The organism is Mucilaginibacter yixingensis (assembly GCF_041080815.1).
Lineage (GTDB): Bacteria > Bacteroidota > Bacteroidia > Sphingobacteriales > Sphingobacteriaceae > Mucilaginibacter > Mucilaginibacter yixingensis.
Window position 1 is genome coordinate 3827850 of record NZ_CP160205.1, and the last position, 15952, is coordinate 3843801.

18 protein-coding genes are annotated in these 15952 nt (G+C 46.0%); 6 read left to right on the plus strand and 12 right to left on the minus strand.

Translation table 11 applies throughout. The annotated features are described in order from the left end of the window. Position 1: 1 nt before the first annotated feature. Complete coding sequence (locus ABZR88_RS15465) at positions 2-370, minus strand: response regulator (RefSeq protein WP_107826471.1); 369 nt, start codon at positions 368-370, stop codon at positions 2-4. A 245-nt stretch (positions 371-615) separates the two neighbouring features. Then, positions 616-981 (minus strand): response regulator transcription factor, encoded by a 366-nt coding sequence (locus ABZR88_RS15470; RefSeq protein ID WP_107826470.1) that lies wholly within the window; start codon positions 979-981, stop codon positions 616-618. Positions 982-1238: 257 nt separating this feature from the next. On the opposite strand from ABZR88_RS15470, the gene ABZR88_RS15475 reads away from it, so the two are divergent. After that, positions 1239-1490: a helix-turn-helix domain-containing protein gene (locus ABZR88_RS15475; protein WP_107826469.1), complete on the plus strand. Its 252-nt coding sequence runs from the start codon at positions 1239-1241 to the stop codon at positions 1488-1490. A 156-nt stretch (positions 1491-1646) separates the two neighbouring features. Further along, positions 1647-2423: an enoyl-CoA hydratase/isomerase family protein gene (locus ABZR88_RS15480; protein WP_107826468.1), complete on the plus strand. Its 777-nt coding sequence runs from the start codon at positions 1647-1649 to the stop codon at positions 2421-2423. An 86-nt stretch (positions 2424-2509) separates the two neighbouring features. Here ABZR88_RS15480 and ABZR88_RS15485 read toward each other — a convergent pair whose 3' ends face one another. The 10 genes from ABZR88_RS15485 to ABZR88_RS15530 form a co-directional block, all read right to left on the minus strand. Further along, positions 2510-2806, minus strand: coding sequence for a chaperone modulator CbpM (locus tag ABZR88_RS15485; protein WP_107826467.1), 297 nt, complete (start codon positions 2804-2806; stop codon positions 2510-2512). Continuing rightward, on the minus strand, positions 2803-3723 hold the full coding sequence (locus ABZR88_RS15490; protein ID WP_107826466.1) for a DnaJ C-terminal domain-containing protein: 921 nt from the start codon (positions 3721-3723) through the stop codon (positions 2803-2805). Before ABZR88_RS15490 ends, ABZR88_RS15485 begins: the two co-directional genes overlap by 4 nt. A gap of 239 nt (positions 3724-3962) precedes the next feature. After that, a complete protein-coding gene (locus ABZR88_RS15495; RefSeq protein ID WP_107826465.1) occupies positions 3963-4910 on the minus strand; it encodes an acetylornithine carbamoyltransferase in 948 nt (315 codons plus the stop codon). Positions 4911-4959: 49 nt separating this feature from the next. After that, complete coding sequence (locus tag ABZR88_RS15500; RefSeq protein ID WP_107826464.1) at positions 4960-6102, minus strand: aspartate aminotransferase family protein; 1143 nt, start codon at positions 6100-6102, stop codon at positions 4960-4962. Between the two features lie 163 nt (positions 6103-6265). Next, a complete protein-coding gene (argC, locus tag ABZR88_RS15505) occupies positions 6266-7270 on the minus strand; it encodes an N-acetyl-gamma-glutamyl-phosphate reductase (RefSeq protein ID WP_211309727.1) in 1005 nt (334 codons plus the stop codon). Beyond that, entirely contained in the window at positions 7260-7613 is a 354-nt protein-coding gene (locus ABZR88_RS15510; protein WP_107826463.1) for a cupin domain-containing protein, read from the minus strand. Before ABZR88_RS15510 ends, argC begins: the two co-directional genes overlap by 11 nt. 4 nt (positions 7614-7617) lie before the next feature. After that, the gene (gene argG / locus ABZR88_RS15515; RefSeq protein WP_107826462.1) at positions 7618-8805 is read right to left on the minus strand and encodes an argininosuccinate synthase; all 1188 of its coding nucleotides are present in this window, start codon (positions 8803-8805) and stop codon (positions 7618-7620) included. Between the two features lie 110 nt (positions 8806-8915). Continuing rightward, on the minus strand, positions 8916-9578 hold the full coding sequence (locus ABZR88_RS15520) for an N-acetyltransferase (protein WP_107826461.1): 663 nt from the start codon (positions 9576-9578) through the stop codon (positions 8916-8918). 360 nt (positions 9579-9938) lie between these two features. Further along, positions 9939-10424: a DUF2147 domain-containing protein gene (locus ABZR88_RS15525; protein WP_107826460.1), complete on the minus strand. Its 486-nt coding sequence runs from the start codon at positions 10422-10424 to the stop codon at positions 9939-9941. Positions 10425-10653: 229 nt separating this feature from the next. After that, positions 10654-11337 carry a lipid-binding SYLF domain-containing protein gene (locus ABZR88_RS15530; protein ID WP_211309726.1) on the minus strand — a complete coding sequence of 228 codons (684 nt, stop codon included), beginning with the start codon at positions 11335-11337 and terminating at the stop codon, positions 10654-10656. A gap of 224 nt (positions 11338-11561) precedes the next feature. Between ABZR88_RS15530 and ABZR88_RS15535 the strand changes: the two genes are divergently transcribed. The 4 genes from ABZR88_RS15535 to ABZR88_RS15550 all read left to right on the plus strand — a co-directional run bounded on the left by ABZR88_RS15535 (position 11562) and on the right by ABZR88_RS15550 (position 15943). Further along, positions 11562-12542, plus strand: a complete 981-nt coding sequence (locus ABZR88_RS15535) for an acyl transferase (protein WP_107826458.1) — start codon at positions 11562-11564, stop codon at positions 12540-12542. A 103-nt stretch (positions 12543-12645) separates the two neighbouring features. Beyond that, positions 12646-14286 (plus strand): S8 family serine peptidase, encoded by a 1641-nt coding sequence (locus ABZR88_RS15540; RefSeq protein WP_107826457.1) that lies wholly within the window; start codon positions 12646-12648, stop codon positions 14284-14286. 74 nt (positions 14287-14360) lie between these two features. Continuing rightward, positions 14361-15632, plus strand: a complete 1272-nt coding sequence (locus ABZR88_RS15545) for a metallophosphoesterase (protein WP_107826456.1) — start codon at positions 14361-14363, stop codon at positions 15630-15632. Positions 15633-15685: 53 nt separating this feature from the next. After that, entirely contained in the window at positions 15686-15943 is a 258-nt protein-coding gene (locus ABZR88_RS15550) for a hypothetical protein (RefSeq protein WP_107826455.1), read from the plus strand. Positions 15944-15952: the final 9 nt, after the last annotated feature.

Below are 15952 nucleotides of genomic sequence, written 5' to 3' on the forward strand. Positions count from 1 at the left end.
ACTAGGCCTGATTCACCAGCTTATTCACCTTGTCCAGCAAGTCTGACAGATTGAACGGCTTGGTGATCATGTCATTATAACCAAACTTTTCATAATCCACATGCTCACGGTTGATGTAGGCCGAGAAAAGAATCATCGGCATATCTTTAAATTCTGGCTGAGCCCGCAGTTCCCGGCAAATCTCCACACCATCGCTATAGGTCAGTTTGTAGTCTAAAATAGCCAGATCCGGCATGAAGCTTTTGGCAATTTCTACAATGTTGTTACCGTTGGTGGTGGCATGCACACTATAGTTTTCATAGGTCAACACTTCATTAACCATGTCTAAAATATCCTGGTTATCATCCAGCACTAAAATGCGTTTCAACATTGTTGATTTGTGTTGTGCCCAATTATAGGAGGTAAAGAAGGCGTTGTTTGTTCTAAGCAGTATCGGACGTTGAGCGCCAAGGGTTATAAAAAAATAATACTTAATGCGCCAGCTCAAATATACTACAAAAAAGCAGACATCAAAGCAAATACTGAAAAAATAATTGAATTTTTTAATTCACACTAAATTTTCAATTAATTATTATTTAATAATAGTTAAAGAGAATTTTGTTTAAGGTAATAATATCAGGCAGCCAATTGGTGCTCTATGCGCTCAATAAGGGTATTTACATCGAATGGTTTTTGCACAAAATCATCAGGAGCGCCGGCACGATCCAGGCAAGTGGCACCATTTTCTGTGGCTGAGATAAGAATAACGGGCATGTCTTCCATCTTAGATTTAATAGCGCTGCAAATAACCCTACCATCCATACCGGCCAACATAATGTCCATCAATATCAAATCCGGATGATATTGGTTTATTTGCTCAAAAACCTTATCCCCGCGCGATAATTTAGCCACATCGTACCCATAATAGGTCAGCACCATCTCCAGTGTGTCTAAAATAGACACATCATCATCCACAACTAAGATCTTCTTTGCTTCTTCCATGCTAAATAATATTAGACAATACACATGCCAATTATTACTGCAACTTGTTGCGGCCATATTATTTGCTGTTTTAAAGACTGCAGTTGGGCGTTGCCGCAGCCTCTAAATTTTCCCTTACCAACTTATAAGTATGTTTTATGTAACTATTTCATTTCATATATAACTAATTACTTTAATTAAACGTTGCTTTACCATAATATCTACAGGCCCAGCCTATATTTGCAGCACTTAACCTACGATCTTAAATAATAGTAAATATGTTTTTCCAGTTGCCCGAAAAGGATGTAGTGAAAGTTTTTGGTAAAAACTTAAAGAAGATTAGACTACAAAGAAAGTTATCGATGGAAAAACTGGCCAAGATGGCCGACATGGAGCTCTCACAAATTTACCGCATTGAAAGCGGCCGAGTAAACGCAAAACTTACCACCATTGCCGCACTTGGCAAAGCGCTGGATATTGAACCCAACGAATTACTAAAAGTGCCTAACCTGCCGAACGGGGATCTTTAATTTGACTTTGAGGTGGAAACAAGCATATAGAAACAGGACTCAAGATGCTTTAACCAATAATCATGACTCTTGACTCTATCCTTTTGATTCTTAATTATACTTGCCTCTTGATGCTATTTTGATTAACATTGGCTGTTTTGATCAATCATCATTTTTATGAGCACTGAAATAAACGGCCATGTTAGCGCAAATACCGATCATCGCGGTATTGCTATTATCAGCTTTTTTCATCCGGCACAAAACTCATTGCCTTCTGCCCTGCTGGCTCAACTGGCCCAGGCCATAACAGATGCAGGTAATGACGATGCTGTGCGCGTCATCATCCTTAAAAGTGAGGGCGACCGCACCTTTTGTGCCGGCGCCAGCTTTGATGAGTTGTTGCAGATTAAAGACAAGGAAAGCGGGGCGAAATTTTTCTCGGGTTTTGCCGAAGTAATCAATGCCTGCCGTACTTGTAATAAAATCATCATTGGCAGAGTACAAGGCAAATCTGTTGGTGGTGGCGTAGGCTTGGCCGCAGCTGCTGATTACTGCCTGGCTACCGAGGCGGCATCTATTAAGTTGAGCGAACTGGCTATTGGTATTGGTCCGTTTGTGATATCGCCTGCTGTTTCACGAAAAATTGGGCTGTCGGCATTTTCACAACTCACCATCCGCGCTACTGATTTTCAAAGCGCACAGTGGGCTCACGAGAAAGGCTTGTTTAATGAGGTTTATGCTGATATCGTCGCTCTGGACGAAGCCATAGATACCCTGGCCAATAAACTGGCCTCCTATAACCCCGATGCCTTGCTCAGCCTGAAACAAATACTGTGGGAAGGCACCGAAAACTGGGACCAACTGCTGAACGAACGAGCCGCTGTTAGCGGTGAATTGGTGCTGTCTGACTTTACTCAGCAGGCTTTACAGCAGTTTTTAAAAGGGAACCGTTAAGCCGATCATCTTTTTAATGACCATCTCGCGCGCCCTTCGACGATGCGCAGGCTGACAGCCTGCGCTCTCTTTTGTTAACTGTGCCTTTATTCCTCTTCGTAGCGTCTTAGCTGATTACGCAATGCTTTCATCTCCTCTTGCATATCTTCTATCTGCTCCAACAGATGAACGATAGAGGCAATGCCTGGCACATTGATGTCCAGCTCACGATGCATGCGGGTTAGCTTTTCCAGCTGCGATAGTTCATCATGCGGAATAAACCGCTGCTGATTTACCATGGTGATGTGCAGCAAACCAGCATCCTGCAAATCGGTGATAAACGTTTGCTCTATCTGGTGATAGATGCAAAAATCGTCGGTAGCTATTAATTCGGTGGTGGTCATTGTTGCTCGGTGTTTAGTTTGGCCAGATGTTCAAAAAGTTCCTTCTGCTTGTCGGTCAGCTTAGTGGGGAGCTGTACATCGTAAGTGAGGTATAGATCACCATGTTGTCCCTCATGCTTGTAAACGGGCAGGCCTTTTCCTTTCAACTTTACTTTAGTTCCGTTTTGTGTTTCGGGCTGCACCTTTAATTTCACTTTACCGGTGAGGGTTTCGGCGGTGATATCGCCGCCAAGAACGGCGGTGTACAGATCTATCTTTATGATCTCAAACAAGTCGGCCCCCTGCCGCTTAAACTGCAGATGGTTAGCGATATTAAAGGTGATAAACAGATCTCCAGCGGGACCGCCATTTACCCCCGGTGCGCCGTGATCCTTAATCTTAATAGTCTGCCCGTTCTCTACCCCTGCCGGGATGGTAATGCGGATCTGCTTGCCGTTAACCGTTAGCGTTTGTTTATGGGTTTCGGCAATATCGTTCAGGGTTAGCTTTAGCTCGGCGTTGTAGTCCTGCCCACGATAGCGTGTCTGCCTGCCAGCGCCGCCCATACCTCCTGATCCGCCGAACATCGAGTTGAAGAATTCCGAGAAATCAGTATCGGCACCAAAGCCCTCAAAGCCGCCTGCACTGCCTGTACCACCACCCGAGTAGCTGTACTGACGTTGCTGTTGTTTGGCTTGCTCATAAGCATCGGCATGTTGCCAATTCTCGCCGTATTCGTCATATTTTTTGCGTTTCTCGGGGTCGCTCAATACCTCGTTGGCTTCGTTCAACTCCTGGAAGCGCTTGTTTGCCTCCGTATCGTTTGGGTTCAGGTCAGGGTGATACTTGCGCGCCAGTTTGCGGTAAGCGTTGCGAATAGCTTTTTCATCCGCATTTTTGTCGACGCCTAAAACTTTATAATAATCGATAAAGGCCATAATGGTTGCACGTTATAAGTTTTAAAACGATATGGCAGCCGATAGGTTTTAATACCGAATGAAATTATAAACCAACAGGGTATTCATAATAAAAAAAGGCCGGAAACTAATCTCCGGCCCCTTAATTCCTTGTAGAGACACATAATTGTGTCTCGCGGAATGCAAATCATTTAATTCTTAGCAATTGCCTGTCCTATATGGGAGACGCAATTATGCGTCTCTACATCATATTTCAGCCCTTACAAACTCTCCAGCATCGTTTTCAAAACCGCTTGTGCAGCCCATACACGATTGCCAGCCTCATGCACTACTACCGAGCTTGGTCCATCCAGAATCTCAGAGCTCAACTCCAGATCGCGGCGAACGGGCAGGCAATGCATTACCTTGGCATCGTTAGTGATTTTCAGGCGATCATTCGTCAGCAGCCAGTCTTCGCTTACTTCTACTACCTGGCCGTAAGGCTCATAGGCCGACCAATTTTTTACGTAAACAAAATCGGCATCCTGCAATGCTTCGTCCTGGTTATGGGTAATGGTTGCGCCTTGCGTAAACGCTGTGTTTAACTCCAACCCTTTAGGATGGGTAATCACAAAATCAACATCGGCTTTGCACATCCACTCGGCAAACGAGTTTGGCACTGCTTGCGGCAGCGCTTTTACGTGCGGGGCCCAGGTTAATACCACTTTAGGGCGCGGGCGGGTTTTTAATTCTTCAATAGTCACCAGATCGGCCAGACTTTGCAGCGGGTGGCGGGTGGCCGATTCCAAGCTCACAACAGGCACACCGCAGAATTTAACGAACTTGTTAAACACCATTTCGCTGTAATCCTCATCACGGTCTTTCAAACCCGGGAACGAGCGGATACCGATAATATCGCAATACTGGCCCAACACAGCGGCAGCCTCGCGGATATGCTCTACGGTTGTACCATTCATTACCACGCCGTCCTGCAGTTCCAGCGCCCAGCCTTCTTTATCCATATTGAGCACCATAACGTTCATGCCCAAGTTAAGGGCCGCCTTTTGGGTACTCATGCGGGTACGCAGGCTTGGGTTCAAGAAAACCAGTCCGATGGTTTTGTTTTTACCTAGTTCCTGGTGCGCGTACGGCGATTTTTTTTGCTCAAGCGCTAACTGAACCATCTGGTTCAGGTCTGTGACATCGTTTACGGAAGAAAAAAGTTTCATACACCCCTCCCAACCTCCCCAAAGGGGAGGAGAGTTTTTATTGTTAATATTATACGGTTTCTTTTACGCTATTCAATACCTGTGCAAATGCTTCCAGGAAACGGTCGGCATAGGCTTTGGTCAGGTTCAAGGCCGGCAGCAGGCGCACTACGTTTGGTTTAGCCTCACCGGTAAAGATGTGGTGTTTAAACAGCAGTTCTTTACGCACGTGGCTCAGTTCCTCCGGCAGTTCGATACCAATCATCAAGCCGCGACCGCGTACTTCTTTTACCTGTTCAAACTTTTTCAGTTCATCAATCAGGTAACCGCCAACCTGGGCTGCGTTTTGCATCAGGTTATCCTGCTCCATTACTTCAAGCACGGCCAAACCTGCGGCACAAGCCAGGTGATTACCACCGAAAGTGGTACCCAGCATACCATAAGCCGGTTTAATTTTGGGCGAAATGATGATACCACCAATTGGGAAACCATTACCCATGCCTTTGGCCATGCTGTAGATATCGGCATCAACACCCGCAAAATCGTGCGAGAAGAATTTGCCGGTACGGCCGTAACCGCACTGTACAGAATCAGCAATAAATACCGCGTTATTAGCATCACATAGCGAACGGATCTTTTGCAGGAAGCTAACAGGTGCTACCTGGATACCACCCACACCCTGAATACCTTCAATAATTACTGATGATACCTCGTGCTCTTTAAAAGCCTGCTCTAACGCTGCCTCATCAGCCCATGGCAAAAAGATCACGTTATCGGTCTCGTTAACAGGGGCAACAATCTTCGGGTTATCTGTAGCGGCAACAGCCAGCGAGGTACGACCGTGGAAAGCTTTCTTAAACGCAATGATCTTTTTGCGACCGTTATAGAACGACGCCAGTTTCAGCGCATTCTCATTGGCCTCGGCACCTGAGTTACACAAAAACAATTGATAATCTTCTTTACCACTCACATGGCCCAACTTCTCGGCCAGCTGCTTTTGCAGCGGTATCTCGATAGAGTTTGAGTAAAAACCAATCTGATGCAATTGGTCTTCCAAACGCTTTACGTAATGCGGATTGGTGTGACCGATAGAGATCACCGCGTGACCGCCATACAGGTCCAGATACTCAGTGCCTTTATCATCAAAAACCAGGCTACCCTGGCCTTTGGTTATGTTGATATTGTTAATTGGATAAACGTCAAATAACTTCATTGTTGTTTTAGTTTATGGGTCGTAAATATGAGCCCTGTAATCAACCTCGTCATTGCGAGGAACGAAGCAATCTCTACACTACACAGTGGACTTGTATTTCCGACTGTCCTTTACAGAGATTGCTTCGTTCCTCGCAATGACGTTTATTTTTATTCGCCCCAGCTTAAAAAGCTGTCGCTTTCAATCTCAATCCTTCAGTTTCATTTAAACCAAACAGCAGGTTCATGTTCTGCACAGCCTGGCCGGATGCACCTTTTAACAGGTTATCCATAATACTGATGATGAGTAATTTGTTTCCGTGTTTCTTCACCTGGATGAAGCACTTGTTGGTGTTTACGATCTGTTTCAGATCTATGTCCCTGTCGGTTACGTGGGTAAACGGGTGACCGGCATAATAGTCTTGATACAGCGCCAAGGCTTCTTTATCGCTCAGGTTACTGTCTATATATATCGAGGCAATAATGCCTCGGGTGTAATCGCCGCGGTAAGGAATAAAGTTGATGGCACCGGTAGCTTTGCCATCCGGAATAAAACCCGGCTGCAATTGATTCAACGACTCGCTGATCTCGTTCAAATGCTGGTGATCAAAAGCTTTGTAAACCGAAAGGTTGTCATTACGCCAGGTAAAGTGCGTGGTAGAAGTAGCCTTTTGGCCGGCACCGGTTGAGCCGGTGGTAGCCGTTACGTGCACCTCGTCAGTCAGCAATTGCTTTGAAGCCAGCGGCAACAGGCCCAGTTGTAAGCAAGTGGCAAAACAACCCGGGTTAGCAATGTTAGCAGCCTTTTTGATGGCTTCGCGATTCAGTTCAGGCAGGCCGTACACAAATGCCTTGCTTTGGTGCGATGATTTGGCATTCAGACGAAAATCCTGACTCAGATCGATGATCTTCACGCTATCAGGCACCGTGTTGGCATCCATAAATTTGCGTGCATCACCATGCCCAACGCACAAAAACAGTACGTGTATATCGTAATGCAGCTCGCCGGTAAACTTCAGGTCGGTATCCCCAAACAAGTCGGTATGCACATCATAAATGTAATTGCCGGCATTGCTGCTGCTGTTTACAAATACAATTTCAACCGATGGGTGATTTACCAATATGCGCAGCAACTCGCCGCCGGTATAACCCGCGCCGCCAATAATGCCTGCTTTTACTTTATTCAACATTTATTCTATCGTTTTTTGTCGACGGGTGCGAGTACAGCGTAAACTCCAGATCGGCCTGACTATGATTGCTGATCCGGTGTTTCTGGCCGGGCAAAACTTCAATGCCCTGGTGCTCAGTCAATACTTTTACCGCTCCGTCTATATTAAAAATGGCTGTGCCCTTCAGTATAAAAAAGAACTGGGTAGCTTTCTCGTGATAATGCATCACCTCGGCAGTACCCGGCGGCATCAACTCTTGCTTAACCGACATGGCATCGGTATCTACAAACGTCCAGCCGTCGCAGTTCTCGCCCCATTTGTAGGTGTTCAGGCAATTATCTTTAGAAAAACCTCCTGCGCTCATTTTCTTAACCGTTTACTTTATGATAAATCATTACCTGGTTACCGAAGATCTTAGAGAAACCTTTAACATCCTCGCCGGTCCAGGCGTTATTCATTTCGCCATAGCTACCAAATTTACTCGACATCAGGTCGTGTTCAGACTCAATGCCTACCACATTGAAACGGTATGGGTGCAACTGCACATATACTTTACCGCTCACGTTCTCCTGCGTATCATTCAGGAAAGCCTCGATGTTACGCATAATCGGGTCGTGGAACTGACCTTCGTGCAGCCAGTTACCGTAGAAAGATGACAGTTGATCTTTCCATGACAGCTGCCATTTAGTTAATACGTGTTTCTCCAGCGTATGGTGTGCTTTGATGATGATGATTGGCGCAGCAGCCTCAAAACCAACGCGACCTTTAATACCGATGATGGTATCGCCCACGTGAATATCGCGGCCAATGCCATACGGCTGTGCAATTGCCTGCAGCGCCTGGATGGCTTTGGTTGGATGATCATACTTCTCACCGTCGATAGCTACCAGCTCACCTTTTTCAAAAGTCAGCTCCAGGTCTTTCACTTCTGATGAAGTTACCTGAGTTGGCCATGCCTCTTCAGGCAGGGTATAGCGGCTGGTTAGTGTTTCTTTACCACCTACAGATGTACCCCAGATGCCTTTGTTGATAGAGTATTTGGCTTTCTCGAAGTTCATGTCTACGCCATGTTTCTTCAGGTACTCAATCTCTTCTTCGCGGCTCAGTTTCAGATCGCGAATCGGGGTCATGATCTGTACGTTAGGGATCAGGATATTGAAGATCATATCAAAACGTACCTGATCATTACCGGCACCGGTTGAACCATGGGCCACATACTCAGCACCAATCTCTTTAGCGTAGTTGGCAATGGCGGTAGCCTGGCTTACACGCTCGGCACTAACTGACAGCGGGTAAGTATTATTTTTAAGCACGTTACCGTAGATCAGGTAGCGCACGCAAGTATTGTAGAAATTCTCGGTCTCATCAACCACGTGGTGACTGGTTACGCCCATTTGGAAAGCGCGCTCTTCTACCTTTTTCAACTCTTCCTCGCTAAAACCACCGGTATTAACAATTACCGAGTGAACTTCCAGACCTAAATCGCGGGTCAAATAAATACAGCAAAATGAAGTGTCTAAACCGCCGCTATAGGCTAATACTACTTTCTTTTTCATTCTTTTGAGGTTAAAGGTGAAGGCTCAAAGCAAAATGCGTTAATTCTTCAGGGTCCTTATCAAGCCACTTGCCATGGCTTTTATTTATTGATTGATGGGTTGATTGCTTATTAATTGTGTTTCAGCTCGGCTGTAAACATTTTGGTTGAACGCTTTAATGCGTTTTCAATACGCTCTAACAATGTTGCTTTGTGCGTGATCTTTTTCATTTTCTCCTCGTATTCCTTTGCTTTTTCAGCTGGGTCAAACAGCATAGCGGTGCACATGCAGTTTTTGCGGCCCTTGCTCATCAGGATATCATAGTTCACGCAGCTTTTGCAGCCGTTCCAAAAAGCTTCATCCTGTGTCAGTTCAGAATAAGTAACCGGCTCATAACCCAGGTCTGAGTTGATCTTCATTACCGCCAGACCGGTGGTTAAGCCAAATATTTTGGCATTAGGATATTTTTTACGCGAAAGTGCAAAAACCGCATGCTTGATAGCCTTGGCCAGGCCAACTTTCCTAAACTCCGGATTAACGATGAGGCCCGAGTTAGCCACAAAATCGCCGTGGCTCCAGGTTTCAATATAGCAAAAGCCAGCCCAGGTGCCGGTTTTATGCAAGGCAATTACCGCCTTGCCTTCCAGCATCTTATTGGCTACATATTCTGGCGAACGCTGGGCAATACCTGTACCCCGCGCCTTGGCCGATTCGGCCATCTCTATACAAATCTGCTCTGCGTAATCCACATGCTGAGCGCTTGCAACCTGTATATCAAAATCTTGTATGGTCATTTCAGAAATAATCGAAAAACTACCGTTAAACTATTGGCCTTACGGCCCTTAATAATAAAATGGGTTTTATTGAGAAAGGTTTAATAAACCTTAATTGGGTTTGGGTCAGTCCGTCTGGCTGTATCAAACCCGGGGAATAAAAAGCCTTCGTCGGGGTGAAGGTGAAAACACAAAAACAGTAGAAAGCAAAGCAGCGGCAACCCTGGCAAATACTGCCTTGGCTGATGGCTTATTTAAGCTTTGATTTTTCATCTTTTTTATCAGTGTTTTTGGGTGCTGAATTTTGGTGCAAAAAACCGCAATAATTTTTATTTATGCAAGAAAAAAATAGCTTAAAAAACAAGTACAACTATTGATATGTCAATAGGTTGACACTGTAGGCGGTCCAGCCACTTTATGAAAGCTCATTGCACGCCCAATGAACTTAAAATGCCAGTACCCTGTTACCTTCATTTGCTCATCATTTAGCAGGGTAACGGCGGCGTCCCATGTCTTTCCGCTACGCGATTCATAGATACGGCCTCCCTCCCAAGTATGGCTCCGGGCATCATACACCAAATTAGTGAGTACCACCATGCCTAATAGCTTGCGGTTGCGCAGTTTCTGGTCGGGGTTATGTTTATCTGTCCACTCTTCCATCGTCTTGCTGTTATCTTCAGCTTTAAACCAGGTCATCCTGCCTTTATAGGTCGATCCGTCACGGTAAACGGTAACCAGCAGGTTTTTTTCAGACGACATCCACTGGCCACAAATACGGTCGGCCGGCGAGTTGCTATTTTGCGCCCAGGCCATACCTGCCAGCAACACAGAAACGACCAGCAAGCTGTAAAAGGAGTATCTTTTCATCGGTATAAAGTCCGCCAGTCAGGCCAGAACGGGTTACCTGACAAGCGGCAATAAAGGTAGCGCATAAAAATCGACAAAACACAAAAACGTTGTTGCTGTGGAAAGAAGACGTCTTTTCTATCAATTATGTCATGCTGAGGAACGAAGCATCTCTGAGGATAGTCCAGCAAGCCTGTCCGCAGAGATGCTTCGCTATCGCTCAGCATGACATAATTGAGATGAAATACATTTACTTACCCAGCGCCTTAAGCGATGCTTTAAGCGATACTACTGCAGTTGAACTATTCTTTGATTGCTCAAACAACTCTTTTGAAGTGGTGCCTGCACCATAAAAATTGGCAATGGCCGATTTATCAACCGAAATATTTGAGCCGTTAACAGTCAGCCCCGCAAATAGACCTTTACTGCGCGAGTAGGAGTAAACTTCGGCCTCTAGCTTATAGTCTGTACTGGCAGTAGAGCTGCGCCCCACCGGACCAGCAGCTACCGAGATATCGCCGCCGATGGTAAAATCACCGTTCTGCATTTTGGTCAATACGTATTTGTGTTTAAAAACCAACACCAGATCAACCGCCTGTACGCCAATCTGCAAGCCAAAGCTACCACCAGTAAAGGTTACAAATACCGGATCGCTCCAACCGCCATTTGGCAGTTTAACCATGGCCACACCTTTGCCGCGTTTGCCACCAACAGCCAGGCCGGCATTAATCATTTTAGGTATAATGATGATACCCTGCGCCTGATCAAACAACTGCGATGGGATACTCTCTTTCATCTTACCAAAATCATGAATTACCCCTGCAGATTTCTCCACACGCTCGGTTTCCTTGCCGTCATCTGCCACCTTTGCCGAGGTGGTTACCACCAGGGCCAGCACCAGCAGCGGAGCCATCAATACTTTTAAAGTTTTCATAGTTATAGATTTTTGCTTTATATTTTTAACTGCCCTGGGGTAAAAAGGTTTGGGGGGAGGATTGGAGAATGAAGATTAGGACTGGTTTAACACAGAAGCAACTAAACCCAATGTCATGCTGAGGAACGAAGCATCTCTGAGGACCATCCTCCAGATCTGCGTCAGAGATGCTTCGCTATCGCTCAGCATGACATGAAGGTACATTTTTACTTACCTTTGCCGCCATGATTAGCCGCCAGGAAGTATTTGGGATTGATAACGAACAGCAATTTGCCAAAATTGCCTTACAGGCTTTTCGGCATCAGGCGCAGCATAATGATATCTATCGTCAATTTATTGACGGGCTGGGCGTTGATCCAGCCAATATCAGCACGGTTGAGCAAATCCCCTTCCTACCTATTTCTTTCTTTAAAAACCACACGGTTTTGAGCAGTAAAGATCCGGCTCAGGTTACGTTTACCAGTTCGGGCACTACAGGCATGGTAACCAGCAGCCATGAGGTAACAGACGTTTTGTGGTATGAAGAAAGCTTCCGCCGGGCGTTTGAGTTATTTTATGGCGATATCAAAGACTATTGCGTACTGGCGCTGCTGCCCTCTTACCTGGAACGCGATGGCTCATCACTCATCTACATGGTGCGCGATCTGATTGCGCAATCAGGCAATGCCGATAGCGGTTTTTACCTCTACAACCACGATGATTTGTACGTACAGCTACAACGCCAGCAAGCCAAAGGGCAGCCAACTATTTTGTTCGGCGTCACCTTTGCGTTGCTGGATTTTGCGGAGCAATACCACATCAATTTTCCTGAACTGATTATTATGGAAACCGGTGGCATGAAAGGTCGCCGTAAAGAAATGATCCGCGAGGAACTGCATACCATACTTTGCCACGGCTTTGGCGTACCGGCTATTCACTCAGAATATGGAATGACCGAGCTGCTGTCTCAAGCTTACTCCAAAGGCAACGGCATTTTTGAGTGCCCACCCTGGATGCGCGTCCTCACCCGCGATACCAATGATCCGCTCAGCCTCACCCGTGCTGGTCAGACGGGCGGCATCAATGTCATCGATCTGGCTAATATCAATTCCTGTTGCTTTATAGCCACGCAGGATCTGGGTAAAATTCAGCCTGATGGTAGTTTTGAGGTCTTGGGGCGTTTTGATAACTCAGATATCAGGGGCTGTAATCTGCTGGTGCAGTAGACCTCTCTCAGAGCACGAATGAAACGAGATAATAGCTATTCTTTAAAATCATTATAGCAATAGTTAAAGCGCTATATTTGCACAGCCTTAAAAAGCGGCAGATATGAAATCCTACACCTTCCTGTTACTATTTATTATCAGCACATTAGCTGTAAGCTGCAAAAAAAGCGAAACGCCACAACCGCCTGCTACCATCAGCATCGACCCAGATCATCTGGAGATTTCCTCCGTTAATCCCGCTTACTCTTATCGCGTAAAAGTTAGTATAGCCAACTCTACAGAAACTACGGTAACATGGACTTCTGAGGATCCCAGAATTGCATCAGTCGGCACAGACGGACTTATTAAGGCGCTGGTTGCCGGCCAAACCAACATAGTAGCTACATTGGGAAACGGCATAGCATCAGCCAAATGCAAAATAACCATAACAGACGAGTATGATTATAAGTATCGGATTACGCTGAAAGACAAAGGGCAATCTGATTTTTCTATTGCCCGGCCAGAAGCCTTCTTATCGGCCAAAGCTATTGAGCGCCGCCGGAAAAGAAACATCGCCATAGATGAAACAGACCTGCCTATTTCGTCCGATTACATTAAAGCCATAAAAAATGTAGGCGGTACTATAGTGGCCCAAAGCAAATGGCTGGGTACGGTAAGCGTTTTAACCTCTGATCAGTTATTGGTAGAAAAATACAAAGCGCTGCCTTTTGTAAAAGATGTAACCATGGTTTGGCAGGGTAAAAGATTAAGCAGCGCCCCCGCAGCTTATACAGATGCGCCGCAGGCAGGCACCCACAATACCATTGTCACGCCAATTACCTATGGTGCTGCCGCCACTAATATTACTGTTAACAACGGGCAAGCCTTGCACAACAACGGCTTTACCGGTAAGGGAATAGATATTGCCGTTATTGATGCCGGGTTTATTAACCTTAAATCAAACCCTTATTTCAATAATATCACTATCAAAGGCGCAAAATCTTTTGTTTATGAGAATCATGATCCCTATGCCATAGATGACCATGGCGTGTGGGTTACATCGTGTATGGCGGTTAATAAACCCGGGAGCTACGTGGGTACCGCACCTGATGCCAATTACTGGCTGCTGCGTACTGAAGATGAAGCGGACGAATATCCAATTGAAGAAGATTACTGGGTTAACGCCATTGAATATGCCGATAGCGTAGGCGTGGATATTGTCAACTCATCATTAACCTATAACAATGACTACTATATACCGGCTGCCCAATATAAATTTGAAGACATGGACGGCAAAACCGCCACTGCCACCCGCGCGGCTAATCTGGCTTTTGCCAAGGGTATATTTATTGTTTGTTGCTCTGGTAATGAACGCTCATGGGTTGGCACACCTGCCGATTCGCCAAACGTGCTCACTATAGGCGGCGTTACCCCAACCGGTTTACTGGCCAGTTTTACTGCCTGGGATGTTACGGTGGATGGGCGCGTAAAGCCCGACATCATGTCATTAAGTTCTGGTGCTGCGGTTATCAATACATCAGGCAGCTCTGAAATGAGGAGTGGGACATCTTACGCCAGCCCTATTATTTGCGGACTAGCGGCTTGCCTGTGGCAGGCCTATCCACAACTAACCAATAAAGATTTGCTGGATATCTTCCGGAAATCAGGCGATAAAGCAGATAGTCCGGCAATTCCTTTTGGCTACGGCATCCCCGATATGCAAAAAGCACTTACACTAGCAAAAACTGCGGCTGCGGGCAAGTAAAACCCGCCGTCATCTCAACGTAATCATTACCAGGGCGCTTTTGTGTATTTTTAGGGCTTGTAGTATATTGCCAAATGCACGGAAGCGGAATTATCAGGTTTTTTGTCATCATTGCGGCGCTGAGCCTGCTGCTGGATTGGTATGTTTTCTATGGGCTGCGCACCCTGGTAGCCGACTGGCCTTCGCGCCGATGGCAGTTGATTGTACTGGGCAGCTTCCTGGTAATTTCGCTTGGCGTAACCATCCTGTTTTTTGCAGGACTGGGCAGCCTGCGCCACGCACAGGGTATGCGACCGTATCATGAGTGGCTGTTAAGTTTGTTCCTCTCCTTCCTCATCAGCAAAATATTTTTTGCTATCGTACTTTCTCTGGGAGATCTGGGCCGGTTTACCGTAGGGCTTTCGCAGCACCTGGGCAAACCATTAAAAGCAGGCGAAACCTACTTCCCGGCGCGACGAAAATTTATCAGCGAGTTGGCCGTCCTGCTGGCGGCCATCCCTTTCAGTTCTTTCTTTTACGCTATCTTTAAAGGAAAATATAACTACAAACTGCATCGTCAAACACTTTACTTTGACGATCTGCCTGAGGCTTTTGACGGTTTTACGATTACCCAACTATCTGACATCCATTCGGGTAGTTTTGATAACACTGCCGCGGTGCAGCGGGGCATTGATCTGGCCAACGCGCAAAAAAGCGATCTCTTTGTTTTTACCGGCGATCTGGTAAACAACGCCGCCTGGGAAATTGAGCCCTACATCAATCACTTTAAGCAATTGAAGGCACCGTTTGGGCAATTCTCCATCCTGGGCAATCATGATTATGGCGACTATATTCAATGGGACAGCGAAGCTGAGAAAGACGCGAACCTTGACCGGTTAAAAGAAAATCACGCTAAAATGGATTTCCGCCTGCTGCTGGATGAGAACCTGACACTGCAGAAAAACGGGCAGCAGATCACGCTCATCGGCGTGCAAAACTGGGGACAAGGCTTTAAACAAAAAGGCGACCTGGAGAAAGCGCTGCGCGGAGTTGACGGGCGCGCATTCAAAATCCTGCTCTCGCATGATCCTACCCATTGGGAAAAGATTGTAAAACAGCATCCAACCAAAATCCACCTTACCCTATCAGGCCACACTCATGGCGCCCAATTTGGCATTGAAGCCGCCTGGCTGCGCTGGAGCCCTGTGCAATACCGTTACCCACACTGGGCCGGGCATGCGCAATATCATGGCAGACATTTGTATATTAACCGGGGCTTTGGCTTCCTGGCATTTTCGGGCAGACTGGGCATCTGGCCCGAAGTAACAGTTATTACCTTAAAAAAGGGCAAAGCGGCTCAAGCTTAGTGTATGCTGAAGCAGATCCCCCTTTTTGCGATTGCTAATAACCTTATTGATATATGAAACTTAAACCATTTTTAATAGCGTTACTTGCCAATACGGCACTGATGATACTGGCCGGAATACTCATTTCCAGGGCCAATGTTAGTGGCTATAGCTTTCTCATCGTCCCTTTGTTTTCTGTTACGTTCTCTATCATCGCCATCAGCAATCAAAACCCCAAAGGCAAATATTATTTATGGGGAACGTTGTGTGCCTTGCCGTTAACGTTCTTAATTTGCTTTATAGCAATGTTGTTTTCTGGCATACAATGCTGATAAGCACAC